This is a genomic window from Corynebacterium sp. UMB10321, from assembly GCF_030228725.1.
GTDB lineage: Bacteria > Actinomycetota > Actinomycetes > Mycobacteriales > Mycobacteriaceae > Corynebacterium > Corynebacterium pseudogenitalium.
Window position 1 is genome coordinate 23,979 of record NZ_JASOZC010000012.1, and the last position, 21,558, is coordinate 45,536.

General features: G+C 63.8%; 19 protein-coding genes. 11 read left to right on the plus strand and 8 right to left on the minus strand.

Annotation, left to right across the window (positions count from 1 at the left end):
- Positions 1 to 216 precede the first annotated feature (216 nt).
- Complete coding sequence (locus QP752_RS10010) at positions 217 to 1,569, minus strand: sodium/glutamate symporter (RefSeq protein ID WP_284805412.1); 1,353 nt, start codon at positions 1,567 to 1,569, stop codon at positions 217 to 219.
- A gap of 79 nt (positions 1,570 to 1,648) precedes the next feature.
- Between QP752_RS10010 and QP752_RS10015 the strand changes: the two genes are divergently transcribed.
- Positions 1,649 to 2,749, plus strand: a complete 1,101-nt coding sequence (locus tag QP752_RS10015; RefSeq protein ID WP_284805414.1) for a hypothetical protein — start codon at positions 1,649 to 1,651, stop codon at positions 2,747 to 2,749.
- On the opposite strand, the gene QP752_RS10020 is transcribed toward QP752_RS10015, so the two are convergent.
- Positions 2,706 to 3,548 carry a carbon-nitrogen hydrolase family protein gene (locus QP752_RS10020; protein WP_284805415.1) on the minus strand — a complete coding sequence of 281 codons (843 nt, stop codon included), beginning with the start codon at positions 3,546 to 3,548 and terminating at the stop codon, positions 2,706 to 2,708. The genes QP752_RS10015 and QP752_RS10020 overlap by 44 nt on opposite strands.
- An 89-nt stretch (positions 3,549 to 3,637) precedes the next feature.
- Here QP752_RS10020 and QP752_RS10025 point away from each other — a divergent pair, with 89 nt between their 5' ends.
- Genes QP752_RS10025 through QP752_RS10035 form a run of 3 tightly spaced genes read left to right on the plus strand, consistent with a single transcriptional unit; the run spans position 3,638 to position 6,871 of the window.
- On the plus strand, positions 3,638 to 3,883 hold the full coding sequence (locus QP752_RS10025) for a hypothetical protein (RefSeq protein WP_284805416.1): 246 nt from the start codon (positions 3,638 to 3,640) through the stop codon (positions 3,881 to 3,883).
- Positions 3,825 to 5,060 (plus strand): alpha/beta hydrolase, encoded by a 1,236-nt coding sequence (locus tag QP752_RS10030; RefSeq protein WP_284805417.1) that lies wholly within the window; start codon positions 3,825 to 3,827, stop codon positions 5,058 to 5,060. The genes QP752_RS10025 and QP752_RS10030 overlap by 59 nt, the downstream gene beginning before the upstream one ends.
- A gap of 47 nt (positions 5,061 to 5,107) precedes the next feature.
- Positions 5,108 to 6,871, plus strand: a complete 1,764-nt coding sequence (locus QP752_RS10035; RefSeq protein ID WP_284805418.1) for a pyruvate dehydrogenase — start codon at positions 5,108 to 5,110, stop codon at positions 6,869 to 6,871.
- A 636-nt stretch (positions 6,872 to 7,507) separates the two neighbouring features.
- Here the strand turns inward: QP752_RS10035 and QP752_RS10040 are convergent.
- The 4 genes from QP752_RS10040 to dnaK all read right to left on the minus strand — a co-directional run bounded on the left by QP752_RS10040 (position 7,508) and on the right by dnaK (position 11,674).
- Entirely contained in the window at positions 7,508 to 7,921 is a 414-nt protein-coding gene (locus QP752_RS10040) for a heat shock protein transcriptional repressor HspR (RefSeq protein WP_070479590.1), read from the minus strand.
- Between the two features lie 2 nt (positions 7,922 to 7,923).
- Entirely contained in the window at positions 7,924 to 9,129 is a 1,206-nt protein-coding gene (dnaJ, locus tag QP752_RS10045; RefSeq protein WP_284805419.1) for a molecular chaperone DnaJ, read from the minus strand.
- A gap of 103 nt (positions 9,130 to 9,232) precedes the next feature.
- Positions 9,233 to 9,814: a nucleotide exchange factor GrpE gene (grpE, locus tag QP752_RS10050; RefSeq protein WP_070361809.1), complete on the minus strand. Its 582-nt coding sequence runs from the start codon at positions 9,812 to 9,814 to the stop codon at positions 9,233 to 9,235.
- A gap of 30 nt (positions 9,815 to 9,844) precedes the next feature.
- Positions 9,845 to 11,674: a molecular chaperone DnaK gene (gene dnaK / locus QP752_RS10055; RefSeq protein WP_284805420.1), complete on the minus strand. Its 1,830-nt coding sequence runs from the start codon at positions 11,672 to 11,674 to the stop codon at positions 9,845 to 9,847.
- Between the two features lie 241 nt (positions 11,675 to 11,915).
- On the opposite strand from dnaK, the gene QP752_RS10060 reads away from it, so the two are divergent.
- The 6 genes from QP752_RS10060 (at position 11,916) to QP752_RS10085 (ending at position 18,765) form a co-directional block, all read left to right on the plus strand.
- Positions 11,916 to 13,178 carry an AI-2E family transporter gene (locus QP752_RS10060; protein WP_284805421.1) on the plus strand — a complete coding sequence of 421 codons (1,263 nt, stop codon included), beginning with the start codon at positions 11,916 to 11,918 and terminating at the stop codon, positions 13,176 to 13,178.
- 52 nt (positions 13,179 to 13,230) lie between these two features.
- Positions 13,231 to 14,592 carry an FAD-dependent oxidoreductase gene (locus tag QP752_RS10065; RefSeq protein WP_284805433.1) on the plus strand — a complete coding sequence of 454 codons (1,362 nt, stop codon included), beginning with the start codon at positions 13,231 to 13,233 and terminating at the stop codon, positions 14,590 to 14,592.
- Between the two features lie 10 nt (positions 14,593 to 14,602).
- Positions 14,603 to 15,313 (plus strand): hypothetical protein, encoded by a 711-nt coding sequence (locus tag QP752_RS10070; protein ID WP_284805422.1) that lies wholly within the window; start codon positions 14,603 to 14,605, stop codon positions 15,311 to 15,313.
- Positions 15,314 to 15,443: 130 nt separating this feature from the next.
- Positions 15,444 to 16,667 carry a Na/Pi symporter gene (locus tag QP752_RS10075; protein ID WP_240492779.1) on the plus strand — a complete coding sequence of 408 codons (1,224 nt, stop codon included), beginning with the start codon at positions 15,444 to 15,446 and terminating at the stop codon, positions 16,665 to 16,667.
- A 138-nt stretch (positions 16,668 to 16,805) separates the two neighbouring features.
- Complete coding sequence (locus tag QP752_RS10080; RefSeq protein WP_284805423.1) at positions 16,806 to 17,456, plus strand: DUF1707 domain-containing protein; 651 nt, start codon at positions 16,806 to 16,808, stop codon at positions 17,454 to 17,456.
- 22 nt (positions 17,457 to 17,478) lie between these two features.
- A complete protein-coding gene (locus tag QP752_RS10085) occupies positions 17,479 to 18,765 on the plus strand; it encodes a pyridoxal phosphate-dependent aminotransferase (RefSeq protein WP_284805424.1) in 1,287 nt (428 codons plus the stop codon).
- Here the strand turns inward: QP752_RS10085 and QP752_RS10090 are convergent.
- Positions 18,762 to 20,030 carry a UDP-glucose/GDP-mannose dehydrogenase family protein gene (locus QP752_RS10090; RefSeq protein WP_284805425.1) on the minus strand — a complete coding sequence of 423 codons (1,269 nt, stop codon included), beginning with the start codon at positions 20,028 to 20,030 and terminating at the stop codon, positions 18,762 to 18,764. The two genes, QP752_RS10085 and QP752_RS10090, sit on opposite strands and share 4 nt — an antisense overlap.
- Positions 20,031 to 20,042: 12 nt before the next feature.
- The gene (gene dcd / locus QP752_RS10095; RefSeq protein ID WP_070479603.1) at positions 20,043 to 20,606 is read right to left on the minus strand and encodes a dCTP deaminase; all 564 of its coding nucleotides are present in this window, start codon (positions 20,604 to 20,606) and stop codon (positions 20,043 to 20,045) included.
- Between the two features lie 44 nt (positions 20,607 to 20,650).
- On the opposite strand from dcd, the gene QP752_RS10100 reads away from it, so the two are divergent.
- Positions 20,651 to 21,547, plus strand: a complete 897-nt coding sequence (locus QP752_RS10100) for an alpha/beta fold hydrolase (protein ID WP_070361804.1) — start codon at positions 20,651 to 20,653, stop codon at positions 21,545 to 21,547.
- The last annotated feature ends 11 nt before the right edge of the window (positions 21,548 to 21,558 follow it).

Sequence of the window (21,558 nt, forward strand, 5' to 3'; positions counted from 1 at the left end):
ACGCACGAGAAGTTGAGTCTGTTCCACTCAAGGTTGGATGTGGGGCGTTTTCGGGGGTGGCGCTGCAGATTTTGGGGCTCGGCGAGCCCTTGGAAACGCTCTGAAACCCCACGTCAAAACGCAAATGGTAGTAACAGGATTGTAGTAATCCCCGAAAATGGCCCCAAAAAGCGGATTACTACATTCCTGTTACTACCATCTAGAAAAATGCCGGCCCTATTCCTGGGCAGCCACGGCCCCTGAGCCGTGTTTCTTGGCGGGCACCCACTTCAGCGCGAACGCCACGACCACCACCGCAACGGCGATCAGGAACGACACCCAGCCGAACGCGGTGGTAAACCCGGCGATGATGGCGATTGGGGCGAGGATAGTCATACCGATCTCGAATGGGGCGAAGCCGACGTAGGCCACACCGTATTCGTTGAGAGTGCCGGACTTCAGTTTGGGGTCGACCATCTTGAGCAGGGCGATACCGGTCGCGACGGCGGCGGTTGCCCAGCCCCAGCCGAAGATGCCGCGCTCGAGCCAGTTTTCGCCGAAGAAGAGCGGGCCGGCCCAGGCCATCCATACGACGCAGAAGACGGTGCCGAGCACGAACATGATGAGCAGGGCTTGCCAGTACCCGGCGAGTGCTGCGGGGACGATGGAGGCGATGCCGAAGGCGATCATGAAGTCGGTGGCGGCGCCGGAGACGGTGGAGATGGTTTCGCGGTCGAGGTAGTTGGGTCGCTTGAAGGCGACGAGGAGGCCACGGCCGATGAGTCCGATGACGAATGCCATGGCGAACAGTGGGATGGAGACGTTGCTCCACATGCCTTTGATCCAGGTGTTGACCATGTAGGCGATCAGCACGGTGATCAGGATGAATCCGGCGTGGAGTGCCAGCGGTTCGATGGAGGACGGGTTGGTGGTTGCGCGTCCGATGGAGGGACGCTCGGACTCGGTGGCGATGTAGCCGGTGCGCAGGTCTTCAGGCAGGGTGCCGCGCAATTGGGTTGCTTTGCCTTTCCGGATACCCCAGTTCGCAGCAATGACCCCGCCTACGATGGCCACCAGGGTGCCGACGGTTGCGGAGGTGAAGCCGATGGAGGACGCCTCGGCGATACCGATGTCCTCAAGTGCGGAGCCGACGGCGGCGGCGGTGCCGAAGCCACCGACGAAGCCGACCGGGAGCATCATGCCGAACCATGGTTCGGTGCCAAAGAGTGGCGCGAAGAAGTACAGCCCCAGCAGGATGAAGATGCCCCACTGGCCCATGAACATGGCCGTCGAGTAGCCCCACATGTTGCGGGCACCTGAGGCAACGGAGCCGCCGAGGTTCATGGAGTAGGCCATGGAGGCGAACACGACGGCGATGAGCAGCGTTGTGTAGGTGCCGACTTGGTCGGACCAGTGAATCACGCCGAGGACTTCTTGCCCGAGGATGAGCCCGAGCAGTCCGGCGGTGATCGGTGCCGGCAGGAGCAGCGCCTGTAACACTTTCAGTCGGTTTCGGAGCACGTTTCCGATGATGAGCAGGATGGAGATCCATCCGATATCCGTCAGAAGTGTGTACGGCGTGTAGTCCACTGCGGCACCTTTCTCTCTAATTGTTTCCCTGCTCACACTAGTCCACCTCACCGAGGCTGAGAAACAGTACCCTGGCCCTATGAGAAAGTTTGCCCCCGTCGCGGATGGCCCGAATGCGGCCGCATTGCAAGTGCTCGCGGAGCAGGATTCCGAGGTGCGCGCCACCCTGTTTGGGCGGATTGTGGAGCAGTATCCGCAGGCAGCGATGGTCTTTCCGGAAGGTGCTACGGAGGTGCCCCAAGTACTTGTCGACGCCACTTCGTTCACCCTCGCCGCCACCCAGGAGTCCGAGTCGGCGGGGGCAGCAATCCCTGAGGCAACCCTTATCCCGCTGCGCGAGTGGGCGTTGGATCTTCGGCGCACTGGGTTTCCGGCGTCGGAGTTTCCGGCGGTGGCGGAGATCGTTGGTGGGGTTGTGGGCGTCGATACGCAGGTGTTGGTGCGGGCGGCCCGCGAGATGGAGCGGGTGTCGCGGGAGGCTGACGAGGCCGGGGTGGCCGCCGCGTCGGTGGCGCAGGTGACCTCGGTTGTACAGGACGGGTCAGCGTGGGTCGTGCGGGCGGAGGCGTCCGCGGCGGTGGGCTATGCGGCGGGGCAGGCGCTGCCGGTGATGCGCGCGGGCAACCAGGGCGTGTGGTGGGCGTTGGCTCCGGCGGTGCCGCCGAACCGGTTCGGGCAGCTGGAGTTCCACCTCGACGGGCCGGATGTCCAGGTCGGCGACTACCTGACGCTAGGGGCCGCGCGAGGCCCTGCGGTGCGGGCGAACCGGCCGAAGATGCTGCTCGTGGCGGTGGGGACCGGTTGGGCGGCTGCGAAGTCGGTGGTGTTCGGGCTCATCGAGGAACGCATCCGCCCCGAGGTGCACCTGGTGCTGTGCGGGGACAACGCGGACGATTTTTACGACACCCGCACCATCAACTCGCTTGCCGATTCTCAAGTTTGGCTGCAGGTTACGCGCGTCGCGCCGACCCCGGGCGAGTTTGGGGAGAGTTCCGCGAAGGCCATTTGGGTGCCGGGGTCGGCGTTCGTGTCGGCGCCGGGCACGTGGTGGGATCACCAGATCGTGCTGTGTGGCAAGGGCTCCGAAGTTGCGGAGTACCGCGAGGCCCTCGAGGCCGCTGGCGCTAGCGGGATCCTTACATGCGCGACTGACGCAGCGGTCCAGTTTCCGAAAGCCTAATCAGCGGGACGTCCTCCTGCACGGCCGCGACCTGCGCGATGTCGATGTCGGCGTCGAGGAGTTCGGGGCCGTAACCGGCCTCCACAATCCGGTGCCCGTCCGGCGCCACAACAGTGGAGAACCCGATGCCGGTTGGTCCGGACTTCTCGCCGGCCTCGGTCTCGTGGTTCGGGCGGGACTGCCCGGCCGCCGCGATGAACGCGCCGGAGTCGAGGGCGCGGGCGCGCGTCAATAAGCGCCACTCCTCAAGCTTGCCTGGGCCGTCCGCCCAGCTCGTGGGCACCACGATGACGTGCGCGCCCATCGCCGCCAGCGCCTTGAACTGCTCCGGGAAGCGGATGTCGAAGCAGGTGGCCACACCGATGGTGGCGTCGCCGTGCCGGAACGTGAGCAGGGTATCGCCGGCCTTGACGGTGCGGGATTCGTGGTAGCTGTGGGCGTCGTAAAGGTGCACCTTGTCATAGGTGAGGATGCGTGGGGTGTCGCTGTGACCGTCGAGGATGAGGGTGGTGTTGTAGACGCGGTTGATGCTGCCGACGGTGTCCGCCGGGCGGAACGAGCCCGCGACGATGGTCACGCCCAGCTCCTTGGCCAGCGAAAACAGCCCCTGCGTGAACGGCCCGTCGGTGTCCTCGGCCTGGTAGTCGAGGCGGCCAGCCCCGAACGCGTGCGAGGCCGCCTCCGGCAGCACGATGAGCGTCGCGCCCCGGCGCGCGGCCTCCCTAACCTGGGGTTCTATGCGCGAAAGGTTGCGCATTTTATCAGGTCCGCTGGTAAATTGTGCCAATGCGATACGCATGTGGATAACTTTAGCGAATCTGAAATTTTATCCACAGGGTTTCGGGGTTTTTCCTTGCCCTGCTTCGGCGGGTTTTCGAGGATGGGTGCATGCATTTATCAACAATCGTCCCGTCCCTCGCCCGCTCCCACCGCGTCGCCCACACGTCGCTCCCCCGCGCTGAGCTGCGCGACAGCGCCAGCGCCGCCGCGTTACGCTCGCTGGAAGATCGCGCCCAATCGCTTTTCGACGCCTCCACCACCGCCCTCAACACGCACTTGGAATCCATCGCCTCATTTGCGGACGACTGCATCCACTGCGACACCCGCCTCGCGGAGGCGTTGCGCCATGTCTGACACCTACCGCCCAGCCCTGGATGCCGGGCAGCTGATGGTCGCCGCGGGCGTGATCGATGGCGCCGTCGCCGAATTCCGCGCCCGCTCCCAGGTGTGCCACGGTGCGAGGTCCGACCTGGTAGGGGCGGGTTTTCGCGGTTCCGCACCTACCGCGGCTCTGCAACGCCTCCAGCGTGTCGACGCCACCTTCGCCCACCCCGCCGACGACCTCACCCAGGCCGCCAAGGTGCTACGCCGCTACGCCACCTGGCAGGCGCGCCTCGACGCGATGGCCCGATCCCTGCGCGGCAGCCCCGTCTACGCGCTGGCCGTGCAGGTGTTGAACGGGGTCTCGCGGACCTTCGACACGCTGTGCGCCGCCGAGCTCGAGGCCCTGTGCAAGGCGCACGAGCGGGAGCTGGAGGCGGCTCGCGGACACGTGCCACTCATCGCCTACCACGGCGTGGACCTTGGCCAGGTACACCGGACAAACCTGACAACGCTCGATCCGGCGCGCCGCGAGCTGGTCACGGCCGCGGGCGCGACCGTACTAGAAGCCGGGCCTGTGTCGGCGACGCTGGCGGTCGGTGACGTGGTGGACCCGGCGCGCGTGATCACCATGGTCGCGGGCGTATCCACCGGCCGGCCAGAGGGCTTGGGCGGTGAGCTTGCGCGTGCGCAGTTCCTCGCCGAGCGCACCGGCGCGACAGTGATCCTCTGGCAGGGCTACGACCCGCCACCCAACGTGGTCAACGGCCTGGACCCCGGCCCGGCGCGCCACGGCGCCGACGACCTCTCCGCCTTCCAACTCGCGCTCACCGACCGCTTCCCCAACGCCCACCGGGTGGTCCTCGCCCACAGTTATGGCACACGCGTGGCCACCGAGGCGGCGGTCCACCACGGCCTACTTGCCGACCAGCTCTGGCTCGTCGGCAGCGCCGGCGTCGCCGGTACTCACGTGAGCGACCTACAACTGGCAGGGCCGGATTCTCGCGTAGTCGCCGTGGATTCTCCCGACGATCCGATCCTGTGGACCAGGTCCGGTCCGCAGGCGGTGCTGGGGGCGTCGCCAACTGATCCTGCCTACGGCGCGCACGTCCTACCTGGGGTGACGGGCGGACATAGCGCCTACTTCACAGACGAGGCCTTTGTGTCAGATCTCACACAATCTTTCGAGTTCCAGGAGACACAAAGGTAACATGATAAGCGGTTAATTTATTCTTCAAATAAAAGGAGATTTTAGGAATGGCTCAGAACTTCGCCTCGGCATTCGTTGCCAAGCTGAAGGAGCTCGGCGTCAAGCGCATCTACGGCCTCGTCGGTGACTCCCTCAACCCGCTTTCCGACGCCGTCCGCACCCAAGGCATCGAATGGGTCCACGTGCGCAACGAGGAAGCCGCCGCATTCGCCGCCGGCTCCGACGCACTCGCAACCGACGAACTCGCAGTGTGCGGCGCATCCTGCGGCCCAGGCAACACCCACTTCGTCCAAGGACTCTTCGAGGCGCACCGCAACGGCGCAAAGGTCCTCGCGATCGCCTCGCACATCCCGTCCTTCCACATCGGGTCATCCTTCTTCCAGGAAACCCACCCCGAAATGCTCTTCCAGGAGTGCTCTTCCTACTGCGAGATGGCAAACTCCGCCGACCAGGGCATGCGCGTCGTCCACAACGCCATCCAGAACACCATGTCCGGCAACGGCGTATCGGTCGTCGTCGTCCCAGGTGACGTCTTCGCACAAGAAGTCACCGCCGACGCCTCAACTCTGTCCGGCAACTACGCCACCGGCGGCAACAAGCGCGTCTACCCAGACCCAGCCGAAGCCGCCCGCCTGGTCGAAGCCATCAACGAGGCAGACACCGTCACCCTCTTCTGCGGCTACGGAGCCAAGGACGCCCGCGACGAAGTCTTCGCACTCGCCGAAAAGATCAAGGCACCAGTCGGCCACTCCTTCCGCGGCAAGATGTACATCGAGTACGACAACCCATACGACGTCGGCATGTCCGGCCTCCTCGGCTACGGCGCCTGCCACGAAGCCTCCGACAAGGCAGACCTCTTCATCATGGTCGGCACCGACTTCCCATACACCGACTGGCTGCCCAGCAAGAACGTCGCCCAGATCGACATCGACGGCGCCCACATCGGCCGCCGCACCAAGGTGCACTACCCGGTCATCGGAGACGTCAAGAGCGTCATCGAAAACATCCTCCCACACATCGAGGAGAAGAAGGACCGCTCCTTCCTGGACGCAATGCTGAAGCGTCACGCTGAGCTGCTGGAGTCGGTCGTCGGCAAGTACACGACGGAAGCCCGCGAAGCCCGCACCCCAATCCACCCAGAGCTCGCCGCCTCCGTCCTCGACGAACTCGCCGACGAAGACGCCTACTTCACCGTCGACACCGGCATGTGCAACGTGTGGTCCTCCCGCTACCTCACCCCCAACGGCAAGCGCGACGAGTCCGCGTCCTTCCTGCACGGCACCATGGCCAACGCCCTCCCGCAGGCCATCGGCGTCCAAGCCGCATTCCCCGACCGCCAGGTCATCTCCTGGTCCGGTGACGGCGGCCTCGGCATGCTGCTCGGCGAACTGCTCACCGTCAAGCTGCACAACCTGCCAGTGAAGACCATCGTGTTCAATAACTCCTCACTCGGCATGGTCAAACTCGAAATGCTCGTCCAAGGCTTCCCCGAGCACGAAACCGACCACGACGGCGTCAACTACGCCAACATCGCCGAAGGCGTCGGCATCAAGTCCTTCCGCATCGAAGACCCAAAGGACCTGCGCCCGAAGCTCAAGGAGGCCCTCGCGTACGACGGCCCCGTCCTCGTCGACATCGTCACCGACCCGGACGCCCTGTCCATGCCGCCAAACATCACCTGGGACATGATGAAAGGCTTCACCGCCGCTGCAACCAAGACCGTCCTCGACGGTGGCGTCGGCCGCATGGTCGACCTCGCACGCTCCAACCTCCGCCACATCGGCGGCGCAGCGTCGATCACCTTTAAGTAGTGGTCAGTTAGGCTCCAACGCCTTTGCGGCCCCGGGTTTCTGCCCGGGGCCGCTTCGTTTTTCGGGGTTTGCAGGCTTCTCCTCCTGCCGTTTTGAAAAAGTTCCCGCGCCCGGGAACGATTTTGCGTTTTGGGTCGATTCCGGTCGACCAACCGACCCGTTTCCCCAGGCCACGACGCCCGTCCACGAAGATCGTTCTCCATTCATGCCGCGATCGTGGGAACTTTTCGGAAGTCTGCAGCCCTGCTCGGCCCTGTGCTCCCCGCCCCTAATCCACTCAAAGCGTTCGATTAAAAGCGAGCACAACGGACGCCATGGCCCGCCCAAACGCGCTCCACCAGCGCACCAAATTCGCTGCTTTCTGGATCTGGTTTTGTGTTTTCCCAGGTCGCAGATTATTGGCAATGGGATTTGGTGCCTTCCCTTTCTCTGTAGACACCAAATTCACTGTTTTTCCGGACGGCGCGTGGCGTTTCCCCAGGTCGCGACCTCTGAGCAAAGGAATTTGGTGTCGCGAAGCCTGGGATACGCGCACAAAACGGACAGCGAACCCAGCAAGCAACAGAAAACAGCCCCCGCCCATGCACTGCACGAGAAGGCGGAGGCTGTCCTGCCACCTAGGGGCCGAATCCTGCTTTACCGCGCCCGGCGCCGTGACCTGGCGGAGGACGGTTCCCACGTCACCAGCGCGGTGGAGCGCGGAACGTGGACGAGTTCGCCGCCACGCGGGCGGGTTTCCAAGCGTTGGCGTTCCAAGCGTTGGCGTAGTTGCGCGTTTTCTTCGCGTTTGGCCGCCAGTTCCTCTTGGAGTTCATCGATGTGTTCGGTGAGCTCGATGATGGTTTTGATGCCGGCCAGGTTGACGCCGTCTTCTTGGGAGAGTTGTTGGATCCGGCGCAGCATGGAGATGTCGCGTCGGGAGTAGCGGCGTCCGCCGCCGCTGGTCCGCATCGGTGTGACGAGGCCGATGCGGTCGTAGGTTCGTAGGGTTTGGGCGTGCATGCCGGTGAGTTCGGCGGCGACGGAGATGACGTAGTACTCCTCAGCCATGGTTATGCACCTCCTGCCCACCCGGCGCGCGGGTCGAACCCGGAGTCGCGTTCGGCTTGCTGGTAGGCGCGCAGCGCGCTGGTAGCGGCTGCGTCCAGGTCCTTGGGCACTGCGACTTCGACGGTGACAAGGAGGTCGCCGGCGTTGCCGGATTTGCGTGGCACGCCGCGTCCTTTGACGCGCAGGGTGCGCCCGTTGGGGGTGCCTGCGGGGACCTTCACGCGGACGTGTTTGTCCAGGGTGGGCACTGTGATGGTGCCGCCGAGGGCGAGTTCGCTGAAGGAGACGGGGACGGTGACTTCGAGGTCGTCGCCGGTGCGGGTGAATACTTTGTCGGGGCGGACGTGGACGGTGACGAAGAGGTCGCCGGCTGGTTTGCCGTTGGGTCCTGCTTCGCCCTGTCCGGCGAGGCGCACTTTTTGGCCGTCGACGACGCCGGCGGGGATGCGCACCGTGATCGTGCGGGAGCGCCGGACGGTGCCGGTGCCGTGGCACGTGGTGCACGGGTCCTTGATGACGTCGCCGGTGCCGCCGCAGTTGGTGCATGGGCGGGCCATGCCGAAGGCGCCGGAGTTCTCGCGGACGTAGCCGGAGCCGTGGCACTGTTCGCACTGTTCGACGTGGCCGGATTTGGATCCGGAGCCGTGGCATGTGGTGCATGGGGCGTCGCCGGTGAGTTCGACGGGGAAGGTGGTGCCTTTGGCGGCTTCGCGGAAGTCGAGCGTTATTTCCGTCTCGACGTCCGCCCCCCGCGACGGCCGAGCGTTCCTGCCAGCAGCGCCGCCGCGGTTAAAGAGGCCACCGAAGAGATCACCAAGGCCGCCTTCTCCAGCTTGTCCAGCACCCCCGGCTCCTCCGAAGATGTCGGAGAGGTCGGAGAAGTTGAAGTCGCTCTGCCCCGTTTGGCGAAACCCTCCCGGAAAGCCGGGACCTCCTGCCCCTCCGAATCGGCCGCCGAAGCCGCCGGAGCTCATCATCGCTTTGAACTGGTCGTATTCTTTGCGTTTTTCTTCGTCGCCGACGACGTCGTACGCTTCTGCCACCTTCTTAAACTTCTCCTCGGCGGCTTTGTTGCCGGGGTTGGAGTCGGGGTGGTTTTCGCGTGCGAGCTTGCGGTATGCCTTCTTAATGTCAGCTGTGGACGCGTCTTTGGAGACGCCGAGGTCGCCGTAGTAGTCCTTGTTGGCCCACTCTTGTTGCATAGCCATCTCGCACCCTCCTTTCTCGGATGAATTTTGTTATTTCAAGTACAAAACCGGGGCGTGAAGGCCGCTTTTCGCGCACCTCACGCCCCGGCCCTGGGTTTTGTTGTTACTCGTTGTCTTCAGCAGGCTCTTTCGCAGGGTCGGCGATGATGACCATTGCGTTTCGCACGAGTCGGTCGCCTACGCGGTAGCCCTTGCGCAGTACGGTGCCGATGACTTTGTCGTCGCCGGAGGACAGGTCTTGGACTGCCTCGTGGGTTTCGGGGTCAAAGGCGTCGCCTTCTGCGCCGAAGGCTTGGACGCGTTGCGCGGTGGCCACGCCGCGGAGTTTGTCGGCGAAGGCTTTCAGTGGGCCTTCGTTCAAGTCTCCGTGTTGTTCGGCGAGGTCGAGGTCGTCGAGTAGCGGGAGCAGTTCGGTAGCGAAGGCTGCTTTCGCGTGCTCGGCGATGGCCGCGCGTTCCCGCTCTGTGCGGCGCCGGTAGTTTGCGTACTCGGCGCTCACACGTTGCAGGTCTTCGGTCCGTTCAGCAAGCTGCTTTTCGACGTCATCCTGCTCGCCCTCATCCGTTTCCGGTGCAGCGTCGGCGTCGACCTCAGCCTCGGCTTCGGCAGCCTCTGCGGCTACGGCCTCAGCTTCTTCGATCAGGTCTTCAACCTGCTCCGGTTCCGGAGTGTTCGGGTTCGTCATGGTGACCTCCTTCTGCAGTGTTGCTGGTGTCTACTTGGTTTCGTCGGTGTCTTCGTCGACAACCTCGGCGTCGACGACGTTGTCGTCGGCTGCCTCGGCCTGGGTCGCGCCCTCGTTGGTCTGTGCCTCGTAGAGCACCTTGCCCAGCTCCTGCGACTCAGTGTTCAGCTTCTCGACGGCCGACTTCACCGCTTCAAGGTCATCTCCCTTGAGTGCTTCGTCGACGGCGTCGGCTGCCTCGGTGACGCGGGTCTTGAGGTCCTCCGGCAGCTTGTCGGCGTTGTCCTCCATGAACTTGCGCGTCTGGTAGGCGGCGGACTCTGCACCGTTGCGGGTTTCCTGCTCCTCGCGACGCTTCTTGTCCTCGTCGGCGTGTGCCTCGGCGTCCTTGATCATGCGGTCGATCTCCTCCTGGGACAGGCCGGAGCCGTCCTGGATCTTGATCGTGTTTTCCTTGCCGGTCGCCTTGTCCTTTGCGGAGACGGACACGATGCCGTTGGCGTCGATGTCGAAGGTGACCTCAATCTGCGGAACACCGCGCGGTGCCGGTGCGATGCCAGCCAGCTCGAAGGAGCCGAGCAGCTTGTTCGCGGAAGCCATCTCGCGCTCGCCCTGGAAGACCTGGATCTGCACGCTTGGCTGGTTGTCTTCAGCCGTGGTGAAGGTCTCGGAACGCTTCGTCGGGATGGTGGTGTTGCGCTCGATGAGCTTGGTCATCACGCCGCCCTTGGTCTCGATGCCGAGGGAGAGCGGGGTGACGTCGAGAAGCAGGACGTCCTTGACGTCGCCACGCAGGACACCTGCCTGCAGCGCCGCACCGAGTGCCACGACCTCGTCCGGGTTCACGGACTTGTTCGGCTCCTTGCCGCCGGTGAGCTCCTTGACCATGTCGGTCACGGCCGGCATACGAGTGGAACCACCGACCAGCACAACGTGGTCAATCTCGCCGACGGAGAGTCCAGCGTCCTTGATGACCTGGTTGAACGGCGCCTTGGTGCGGTCCAGCAGGTCAGAGGTGATCTTCTGGAACTCGGTGCGCGTCAGCGTCTCGTCGAGGAACAGTGGGTTCTTCTCGGCATCAACCGTGATGTATGGCAGGTTGATGGATGCCTGCTGGGAGGAAGACAGCTCGATCTTTGCCTTCTCAGCGGCCTCACGCAGGCGCTGCATCGCCATCTTGTCCTTGGACAGGTCGACGCCCTGTGCAGACTTGAACTTATCGACGAGCCACTCAACCACGCGGTTGTCCCAGTCGTCGCCACCGAGCTCGTTGTCACCCGCGGTTGCCAGGACCTCTACGACGCCGTCGCCGATCTCCAGCAGGGAGACGTCGAAGGTACCGCCACCAAGGTCGAAGACCAGGATGGTCTGCTCCTTGTCAGCCTTCTCCAGGCCGTATGCCAGTGCAGCTGCCGTCGGCTCGTTGACGATACGCAGGACGTTCAGACCTGCGATCTGGCCGGCTTCCTTCGTAGCCTGACGCTGTGCGTCCTCGAAGTAGGCAGGGACGGTAATGACGGCGTCGGTAACCTCCTCGCCGAGGTATGCCTCTGCGTCCCTCTTCAGCTTCTGCAGCGTACGTGCGGAAATCTCCTGCGGGGTGTACTTCTTGTCATCAATCTCGACCGTCCAGTCTTCGCCCATGTGACGCTTAACGGAGCGGATCGTGCGGTCAACGTTGGTCACCGCCTGGTTCTTTGCGGACTGGCCAACCAGCACCTCGCCGTTCTTCGCAAATGCGACGACGGACGGGGTGGTGCGCGAACCCTCAGCGTTTGCGATAACTACCGGCTCTCCACCTTCAAGGACAGAGACAACCGAGTTCGTCGTACCAAGGTCAATACCTACTGCGCGTCCCATTTCTACATTTCCTCCTGTGTTTATCGAAGTATTTTCTGAAGTTAATCCGAAGTTGAATCGCCTCGGCTCAACTTGACGGGAACCACTGTAGCAGAAGTTCCGCCAACCTTGAGCCTGTCACGCTCAATCCTTACAACATGCAATCCAGAAAGTTATTCCCACTCGACTCAACTTTTCCTAATCTTGCAGTCCAGGGGGTGTAAATAAGTTATGTCGGAGAGGTCTGGCACAATGTCTTGGTATGAACAACGAAGTTGAACCACAGGAGGAAACACAGCCCACCGCGGCCGACGCCGCGCAGGAGCTTTCCTCAGAAAATGTTGACCGCAGCACGGTCATCGCCTCCGACGGGCGCACCGCGGCAGCTTGGGCGGCGAGATTCATCATCATCGTCGCCGCCACCGCCATCCTGCTGTACCTGCTGAAGTACGTCTGGATGGGACTGCTGCCGATCTTCCTAGCGCTCATCGTGTGCACGGTGCTGTGGCCGCCAGTGGACTGGCTGCGCAAGAAGAAAGCGCCGCCTGCGCTCGCTGCGGCCGGCGTGCTCGTGGGGGCGTTCGCCATCATCGGCGGCATTTTCGCCGCGATGGCCCCGACCGTTCGCACCCAGGGCACCCAGCTCGTCGACCAGGCGCAGCAGGGTATTGACCAGATCACGCACTGGCTGCGCGACAACGTCGATAACGAGCTCATCGATCCAACCAAGGTTCAAGAGGTCATCGACCAGGTCACGAACGTCCTGCGAGGCCAGGCCTCCAACATCGCGTCTGGTGTGTTCTCAGGCCTCGGGGCGATCGCGTCCGTCGGCACCACCTTGGCGCTGACCCTGATCCTCACCTTCTTCTTCCTGAAGGACGGCTCAAAGTTCCTGCCGTGGCTCAAGGGTTACGTCGGCGTGCGCGCCGGTTGGCACCTCACCGAGGTCTGCATGCGTTCCTGGAACACGCTGTCCGGCTTCATCCGCACGCAGGCGGTCGTCTCGGCTGTCGACGCCATCTTCATCGGCCTCGGCCTGCTCCTACTCGGCGTGCCACTGTGGCCGGTCCTGGCAGTGATCACGTTCTTCGCGGGCTTCGTCCCCATCATCGGTGCGGTCACGGCGGGCGCGTTGGCGGTGATCATCGCGCTGGTCTCCAACGGCCTGACCAACGCCATCCTGGTGCTCGTGCTCATCATCGTGGTGCAGCAGCTGGAGAGCAACATCCTCCAGCCGATTCTGCAGTCCCAGGCAATGGGCCTGCACGCAGCGATCGTGCTGCTCTCCGTGGCGCTCGGCGGCACGCTGTTCGGCATCGTCGGCGCGTTCCTCGCGGTGCCGGTCGCCGCGGTCCTCGCTGTCTGGTTCCGCTACTGGGCAGAGATGGTCTCGCTCCGAACTGGCGAAGTCACCCCCGACGAGGTCCAAATGGCCACCCAACAGAGCCAGACGTTGGACTCCAAGGAGGCCTTCACCGCGGTGCGCGAGCACATGGCGCAAATGGGCAGGCGCTCCAAGAACTAAGCATGTAGCGCTATATTGTTAAGATAACTAGCCTCAAAAACCGAAAGGACATATTTCTATGAGTCTGCGCGTCGCTGTCGTAGGTGCCGGACCAGCAGGTATTTACGCATCCGATCTGCTCATCCGCAATCAGGAGCACGAGATTCACGTTGACCTGTTTGAGCAGATGCCTGCGCCGTTCGGCCTCATCCGCTACGGTGTCGCCCCGGACCACCCGCGTATTAAGGGCATCGTGAAGTCGCTGCACAACGTGATGGATAAGCCGAACCTGCGTTTCCTGGGCAACATCACGGTCGGCCGCGACATCACCATTGATGAGCTGCGCGAGTACTACGACGCCATCATCATCTCCGCGGGCGCTGTCCGCGACCGTGAGTTCCTCGTCCCTGGCGGCGACAAGTCCATCGGCGCCGGCGAGTTCGTCGGCTTCTACGACGGCAACCCGCGCTTCGAGCGCTCCTGGAACCTGGAGGCACGCGAGGTCGCAGTGGTGGGCGTCGGCAATGTGGCGCTGGATATCTCCCGTATCCTTGCAAAGACCGGCGACGAGCTGCTGGTCACCGAGATCCCAGACAACGTCTACGAGTCCCTGAAGAACAACAAGGCCGAGGTCATCCACATGTTCGGCCGTCGCGGCCCGGCGCAGGCGAAGTTCACGCCGAAGGAGCTACGCGAGCTCGACGAATCCGACACCATCCAGGTGCTCGTCGACCCAGAAGACATTGATTACGACGGCCCCTCCGAGGAACTGCGCCGCGCCGACAAGTCCATCGACCTGAACTGCCAGGTCCTGGAGCAGTACGCGATGCGCGAGCCGGACGACGCCCCGCACAAGATCCACATCCACTTCTTCGAGTCCCCTGTCGAGGTACTCACCGAGGGCGACGCCATCGTCGGCATCCGCACTGAGCGCACCGAGTTCGACGGCGAAGGCGGGCTGCGCGGCACCGGCAAGTTCACCGACTGGCCAGTCCAGCAGGTCTACCACGCCATCGGCTACCGCTCCGAGCCTGTCGAGGGCGTCTCGTTCGACCTTGAGCGCCACGTCATCCCGAACGACGGCGGCCACGTCCTCGGCGAGGACGGCTTCGAGGACTCCCTCTACGTCACCGGCTGGATCAAGCGCGGCCCGGTCGGCCTGATCGGCAACACGAAGTCGGACGCGAAGGAAACGACCGACATGCTCATCGCCGACGCAGACGCCGGCAAGCTCACCGCCCCGGTCCACGAGGACCCGGACGCGATCCTCGGCCTGCTCGACGAGCGCAGCATCGACTACACCACCTGGGACGGCTGGTACCGCCTGGATGAAGCAGAGCGCAAACTCGGCGAGGAATGCGCCACCCACAGCCGCGAGCGCAAGAAGATCGTCGAGTGGGACGAAATGGTCTCCTACGCACACCACAAGCAGTAAGCTGCTGGCTATGCGCCAGTTTTTGAAGAAGATCGCCGCCGCCTGCGTGGGCGTCGCCACCGCCGCTTCCCTGCTCGCCCCCGCTGCCGACGCGCGGCCGGTGGTGAACCAGGGCGACCGCGTCCGCCTCGACATGGGGCTCGCCTACGGTATCTGCACCGTCGGCTACGTGGACCATGCGCGCAACCAGATCGCCATCGCGCGTCACTGCGTGAAGTTCCCGTTCCAGCAGGTGCTTGACGGCAGCGGCCGGCGCATCGGCACGGTGATCTCCTTCCCCGGCTGGCTCGTTTCCGCCGACGGCCCCAACGACTTCGCCTACGTCACCCTCTCCGGCGCTACCGCCGGCGCCAACCGGTTCTCCGGCAACGCGAAAGTCCACCCCAACGCGGTGCGCCCGGGCGAACGCGTCTGCTCCTACGGCGCCACCACGCGCCGCGAGTTCTGCGGGCACGTCACTGGGGTGCGCGGCAACATGGTGGCAACCTCCATCGCCGGGCCTCGCCACGGTGACTCCGGCGGCCCCATCTGGATCCCGGGCCGTGGCTTCGTCGCCGTCACCTCGGGCGGGGTATGGAAAGACAAGAAGTACTGGATGACCGGCTCCTACCCGGAGCTGTACTTCGGACCCGAACTACTGTCTCCTGTTTCTATGGACCTTGACCAGCCCACGACGTCGTCAAACTCGATCCCGGGCTGGTACGCGCGGCAGCTGCGATAAGTTCGCCTAAAGTTTACTTTGGTGTTACCGACCGTGCACGTGCGCACATTATGGTGATACGTTGGCCCACACCTTGGGCCCTTTTTGGCGAGAGTTTTTTCAACGACAGGAAGCGCTTCATCATATGAGCATGGACACCGCGACAACGACGTTCACGCACCACCCCGACGGAGCAGACGCAGGTAAGAAAGACCCACTGGGTTTCCTGCCGTTCGGTGGCCCCTTCAAGACCTTCGTGGACTGGATGTCCGTCGTCGTCGCGGTGTGGCTGCTGCTCAACGCGGTGAGCATGATCGGCGCCGGCTTCCAGATGGCCGCGGGCGACCGCGCCGAGGAACTCTTCTCGTTTGCACAGAACCCGTTCGTGGGCCTGGGCATCGGTATCCTCGCCACGGCAATCATGCAGTCCTCCTCCACCACCACGTCGATTACTGTCGGCATGGTTGCGGGTGGCCTGCCCATCGAAATCGCCATCCCGATGCTCTTCGGCGCCAACCTGGGCACCACCGTGACCGCCACCCTCGTCGCGCTCGGGCTTTCGGGCAACAAGGAGCAGTTCCGCCGCGCCTTCGCGATGGCCACTGTGCACGACTTCTTCAACCTGATCGCCCTGGCCATCTTCATGCCGCTCGAGCTCGCCACCGGCTTCCTGCAGAAAACCTCGGGCGCGATCGCGCACTACACCAGCGGTGGCTCCGGCGGCATCCTCAACACAATCTTCAGCGGCATCGGCGACTTTGTCGACGCCATCACCGAACCACTCGTCTCCCTCGCCGAAACCGCCGTCAGCCCGCTGAGCCACGTGTGGGGAGGCATCATCCTCTCCATCGGCGGCATCGCCCTGATCATGGTGGTCATCGGGTTCATCGGCAATATGCTCGGCACCCTGCTGGTCGGCCGGGCGCAGGAGTTCCTGCACGCGGCGCTCGGCAAGGGTACCTTGTCGGGCGTGCTTTCCGGCGCCGTCATCACTACGGCGGTGCAGTCCTCCTCCACCACCACGTCGCTGACGGTGCCGCTGGCGGCGTCGGGCAAGTTCCACATGCGCGACCTGTTCCCGTTCGTGGTCGGCGCCAACATCGGTACCACGGTCACCGGGTTGATCGCGGCGTTTTCCGCGCCGCCCGAGGTTGCCGAGGTGGCCATGCAGACCGCCCTGGTACACACCCTCTTCAACACCTTCGCAGCGATCATCATCATGTCGGTGCCGTTCCTGCGCGCACTTCCCCCGAAGGGTGCCGAGTGGCTCGCCGGACTCGCCGATAAAAACAAGGTGTACATCTTTATCTGGGTCGGCAGCGTGTTCTTCGCGCTGCCACTGCTGGCGATCTTCATCACCAACTTGGTGTCCTAGGGGCTGACAAAACCCAAACTGTAGTAACAGGAATGTAGTAATCCCCGAAATTGCCCCAAAAAAGCGGATTACTACATTCCTGTTACTACACTTTGCAGCTCTAGGACAGTCCGCACCAGCCAAGTATGCTTAGGAGCTATGACCATGCCTCAGCCGAATCCGAATTTCCAGTTCAACTACCGCATCAGTGACACCGACCGCAATGACGCGGTGACGGCGTTGTCGGTGGCGTTCGGCGAGGGGCGTCTGAGCATGGATGAGTTCGATAGGCGGTGTGCGGCTGTCGCGAAGGCGGAGTACTCGCCGGATTTGATGGCGTTGTTCCAGGATTTGCCGCAGAAGCCGGGCCAGTGTCAGGTGCCGGCGCCGCAGGTCCAGAACTCCCCGGTGTACACCAGCAAGGACATTGAGCTGGCCCGCAGGAGGGGTCGCAATGTGCGCGGTGGTCTGATGGGCTTGTCGACGATCGCCAGCCTCGCATTCATCGGCGTCTTTGCAGAGATGGGGGCGGACGCCCTAGCTACACTGTCACTGCTCATCATCCCGACCGTGTTCATCCTGCTGTACGTGATGAAGGTCGGGCCGGACAGCTGGTACGCGCCCTCGGTGCGGCAGATTCAGCGAGCGCAGCGCCAGGCGGTCAAGATGCAGCAGTTGGAGTTGCAGTCGCAGCAGGCGGCGGAGATCGCGATGCGGAAGCAGCAGCAGCGCCAGCAGATGGACCAGCTGAAGAACGATGCGTTGAATATCGCGCAGCAGACGATGCAGCGGTTCAACAAACGTGGTTAGGTTCGGGCGCTAGTATTGGCACATGGCCAACAAGAAGCAATCAGAAGCACCAGAAAACAAGAGTCCGCAGCACACGCCTTTTAAGCGGCACCGGCACTTTGACCAGGCCGAGAAGCTGAAGAACGTGTTTTATGACATTCGCGGCCCGGTGAGCGCGACCGCGGAGGAGATGGAGCGCGACGGCCACACCATCCTGAAGCTGAACACGGGCAACCCGGCCGTGTTCGGGTTTGAGGCGCCGGATGTGATCATGCGCGACATGATTGCCAATTTGCCGACGTCCCAGGGCTACACCACGTCGAAAGGCATTATTTCGGCGCGTCGTGCGATTGTGACGCGCTACGAGATGATCCCGGATTTCCCGGCGTTCGACATCGATGATGTGTACCTGGGCAACGGTGTGTCTGAGCTGATCAGCATGGTCACGCAGGCCTCCCTGAACGAGGGTGATGAGATCCTCATTCCGACGCCGGATTACCCGCTGTGGACGGCGGCGTCGACACTTGCGGGCGGCAAGGTGGTGCACTACAAGTGCGACGAGGAGGACGACTGGAACCCCTCGCTGGAGGACATCCGCTCCAAGGTGACCAGCAAGACGAAGGCCATCGTGGTGATTAACCCGAACAACCCGACGGGTGCGGTGTACTCGCGGGAGACGCTAGAGGGCATCGCGAACATTGCGCGCGAGCACGAGCTGATGATCTTCGCCGACGAGATCTATGACCGCATTCTTTACGACGGCGCCCAGCACATCTCCATGGCGGAGGTTGCCCCGGACGTGATCACCCTGACCTTCAACGGCCTGTCGAAGGCGTACCGCGTGTGCGGCTACCGCGCTGGCTGGATGGTGATTACGGGGCCGCGCCGCCGTGCTAAGGGCCTCATCGAGGGGCTGGACCTGCTCTCCGGCACGCGACTGTGCGCGAACGTGCCTGGCCAGCACGCGATCCAGGTGGCCCTGGGTGGACGCCAGTCGATCTACGAGCTCACCGCGGACGGCGGCCGCCTGCACAAGCAGCGCAACGTCGCCGTGCGCAAGCTGCGCGAGATCCCGGGCATTTCCGTCGTGGAGCCGAAGGGCGCCCTGTACGCCTTCCCGAAGATCGACACGGAGATGTACCACATCCACGACGACGAGCGCTTCATGCTGGATCTGCTCAAGAGCGAGAAGATCCTCATGGTGCAGGGCACCGGCTTCAACTACCCCACCCCGGACCACTTCCGCGTGGTCACGCTGCCGTGGGCGTCACAGCTGGAAAACGCCATCGAGCGCCTGGGCAACTTCCTGGCGGACTACCACCAGCACTAGCGGATGACGCGCCACCCCGCCTTGTGCCAGGTGGGCACGTCGAGGGCGTTGCGGGCGTCGATAATTACTCGCTTGTCGACGCCCACCAGCGGCTGCAGAAACGCATCCCACTCGGTGGCCAGGATGCAGAGGTCCGCGCCCGCGGTGGTCTGCGCGAGCGTGCCGGGAAACTCCAGGTCGGGGTAGGCGGCGCGGGCGTTGGCGAGGGCCTTCGGGTCGTGGACGCGCACGCGAGCACCGGCGTCGTGGAGGCGCTGCGCCACGTCGAGGGCGGGCGAGTCCCGGATGTCATCCGAGTTCGGTTTGAACGCCGCCCCCAACACCGCGATAGTGCGCCCCTCCAGCTCGCCGAGCTCCCCTCGCGCCAGGTCAACAATGCGGGCGCGGCGGCCCTGGTTGATGGTGTCGACCTCCCGGAGGAAACGCACCGAGTCACCCGCGCCGAGCTCGTCGGCGCGCGCGATGAACGCCCGGACGTCCTTCGGCAGACAGCCGCCCCCGAAGCCCAGGCCGGCGTTCAGGAACTGGCGGCCGATGCGCCCGTCCATCCCGATCGCGTCCGCCAGCTGGGTAACGTCAGCCCCCGCCGCGTCACACACCTCGGCGACCGCATTTATGAAAGAAATCTTCGTGGCCAAAAACGCGTTCGCCGCCACCTTTACCAGTTCAGCGGTGGGAAGATCCGTCACCACGACTGGTGAGCCCTGCTCAATAGGAGTGGCGTACACCTCCCGCAGCACCTGCTCCGCGCGCCCACCCGGGCGCTGTCCCACCACGATCCGGTCCGGCGCCAGCGTGTCCTTCACCGCGTGGCCCTCACGCAGAAACTCCGGGTTCCACGCCACCTCCACCGCATCCGGGAAACGCTCCTGCAGGCGGCGCGCCGTGCCCACCGGCACCGTCGACTTGCCCACCACCAGGTGCTCACCCTCAAGGATTGCGGCGAGGTGGGAGGTGGCGTCGTCAAGAAATGAAGTGTCCGCGGCGAACCCACCGGAAACCTGCGGCGTGCCGACGGCCAAAAAATGCACCCGCGCGAACCCCGCCACCTCGCGCAGATCGTTCGTGAAACGCAGGCGACCCGACACCGTGTGGCGCTTGAGCAGGGCGTCGAGGCCGGGCTCGAACAACGGCGCACTCCCCGACTGCAGGGCCGCAACCTTGCGCGCGTCCGAATCCACCGCCAGGACCTCGTGGCCGAGCTCGGCCATGCACGCAGCGTGTGTCGCCCCCAAATACCCCGCGCCGACCACCGACAATCGCATACGCGAGGCCTCCTACCGGAAGTTCAAGTACGCCTTCGACGGCGTCGGACCCCGCTGCCCCTGATACTTCGAGCCCAACGCGCCACTGCCGTACGGCACCTCCGCCGGCGACGTCATCGCAAACAACGCCAACTGGCCGACCTTCATCTCCGGCCACAGCACGATCGGCAAATTAGCCACATTCGACAGCTCAAGCGTGATGTAGCCCGAAAACCCCGGATCGATGAACCCGGCCGTCGAGTGCGTCAACAGGCCAAGCCTGCCCAGGGAACTCTTGCCTTCCAGACGCCCAGCCAAATCGGCTGGCAACGTGAACTTCTCCAACGTCGACGCCAACACAAACTCACCCGGGTGCAGCACAAACCCCTCACCCTCGGGGACCTCAACCAGCGTGGTCAGATTCGGCATCTCCTCACGCGGATCAATATGGGTATAGCGCGAGTTATTAAACACGCGGAAGAACCGATCCAAACGCACATCCACCGACGACGGCTGCACCAACGCAGCGTCATACGGTGCAATACCGAGGCGTCCCGAATCAACGGCGTCACGAATGTCATGGTCTGAAAGAAGCACGGCGCCTAGTCTAGCCTGCTTTGGGGTGGGGCTAAAGTAAACGCATGCACCGAATCCTCTCGACCATTCTCCTGACCGCCGCTCTCGCGGTCAGTGGCGCCCCAATCGCCACAGCGAACACCAGCGACATATTTAACGACGCCTCTTGCGTCCCCGCCGCCGACAAAACAACACCCGTGCTCTATGTACACGGCACCTCCGCAAACACCGAAAAGTGGGCCCAAAACGCCGTCGCCCTCAAAGCCGCAGGCTACTGCGTATGGGGCTTCAACTACGGCCGTGGCAGCGGACTGCCCTCTCTCTTCCCCGGTTCCTACGGCAACGCCGACATCAACAGCTCCGCGCGCGAACTCGCGCGCAACGTCGAACGTGTCAAGGAAGCAACCGGTGCCGACCAGGTCGACCTCGTCGCACACTCCCAAGGCGGCCTGCTGGTGAAGAAGTACATCGCCGAGCTCGGCGGTGGCGACAACGTCCGGCGCGCAGTCACCGTTGGCGCCACCTTCCACGGCACCGACCTCAACGGCGCCGGCCGATTCCTCTCCCCCATCGCCCGCGCACTCCCACGCCTCGCGGCGTTCCTCGTCGGACCAGGCGCACTCCAACAGCTCAACGACTCCCCCGAGATCCAGGCCCTCAACGCACTCCCCGACACCCAAGCCGGAATCGTGTACACCTCGCTCTATTCACCATCCGACGTCACCGCCACCCCAAACAGCACCTCAATCCTGCAAGCTGTCGACGGAGCGGACGTCGTCAACATCAACATCGAAGCATCCTGCCCGAACTCCGGCCGAGTCCTGCACCCCAACATGCAGTCCGACCTCACCGTCGCGGCCCTCACCCGGTGGGGCCTCGAGCGCACCGCCGACGACCGCACCCCCAACCAGCGCGCCTGCTCACTCAGCGCACTCCCCGACGGGTCCGACGCAGCCCGCTAGCGTTTGGCGAA

What these genes read in the sequence shown, in the direction of transcription:
- QP752_RS10015 (WP_284805414.1), top strand. Translation starts at nt 1,649, where the DNA reads ATGAGAAAGTTTGCCCCCGTCGCGGATGGCCCGAATGCGGCCGCATTG.
- QP752_RS10090 (WP_284805425.1), bottom strand. Translation starts at nt 20,030, where the DNA reads ATGCGATTGTCGGTGGTCGGCGCGGGGTATTTGGGGGCGACACACGCT.
- dnaK (WP_284805420.1), bottom strand. Translation starts at nt 11,674, where the DNA reads ATGGGACGCGCAGTAGGTATTGACCTTGGTACGACGAACTCGGTTGTC.
- QP752_RS10100 (WP_070361804.1), top strand. Translation starts at nt 20,651, where the DNA reads ATGCACCGAATCCTCTCGACCATTCTCCTGACCGCCGCTCTCGCGGTC.
- QP752_RS10020 (WP_284805415.1), bottom strand. Translation starts at nt 3,548, where the DNA reads ATGCGTATCGCATTGGCACAATTTACCAGCGGACCTGATAAAATGCGC.
- dnaJ (WP_284805419.1), bottom strand. Translation starts at nt 9,129, where the DNA reads ATGGCTATGCAACAAGAGTGGGCCAACAAGGACTACTACGGCGACCTC.
- QP752_RS10070 (WP_284805422.1), top strand. Translation starts at nt 14,603, where the DNA reads ATGCGCCAGTTTTTGAAGAAGATCGCCGCCGCCTGCGTGGGCGTCGCC.
- QP752_RS10060 (WP_284805421.1), top strand. Translation starts at nt 11,916, where the DNA reads ATGAACAACGAAGTTGAACCACAGGAGGAAACACAGCCCACCGCGGCC.
- QP752_RS10080 (WP_284805423.1), top strand. Translation starts at nt 16,806, where the DNA reads ATGACCATGCCTCAGCCGAATCCGAATTTCCAGTTCAACTACCGCATC.
- QP752_RS10035 (WP_284805418.1), top strand. Translation starts at nt 5,108, where the DNA reads ATGGCTCAGAACTTCGCCTCGGCATTCGTTGCCAAGCTGAAGGAGCTC.
- QP752_RS10085 (WP_284805424.1), top strand. Translation starts at nt 17,479, where the DNA reads ATGGCCAACAAGAAGCAATCAGAAGCACCAGAAAACAAGAGTCCGCAG.
- QP752_RS10040 (WP_070479590.1), bottom strand. Translation starts at nt 7,921, where the DNA reads ATGGCTGAGGAGTACTACGTCATCTCCGTCGCCGCCGAACTCACCGGC.
- QP752_RS10075 (WP_240492779.1), top strand. Translation starts at nt 15,444, where the DNA reads ATGGACACCGCGACAACGACGTTCACGCACCACCCCGACGGAGCAGAC.
- grpE (WP_070361809.1), bottom strand. Translation starts at nt 9,814, where the DNA reads ATGACGAACCCGAACACTCCGGAACCGGAGCAGGTTGAAGACCTGATC.
- QP752_RS10025 (WP_284805416.1), top strand. Translation starts at nt 3,638, where the DNA reads ATGCATTTATCAACAATCGTCCCGTCCCTCGCCCGCTCCCACCGCGTC.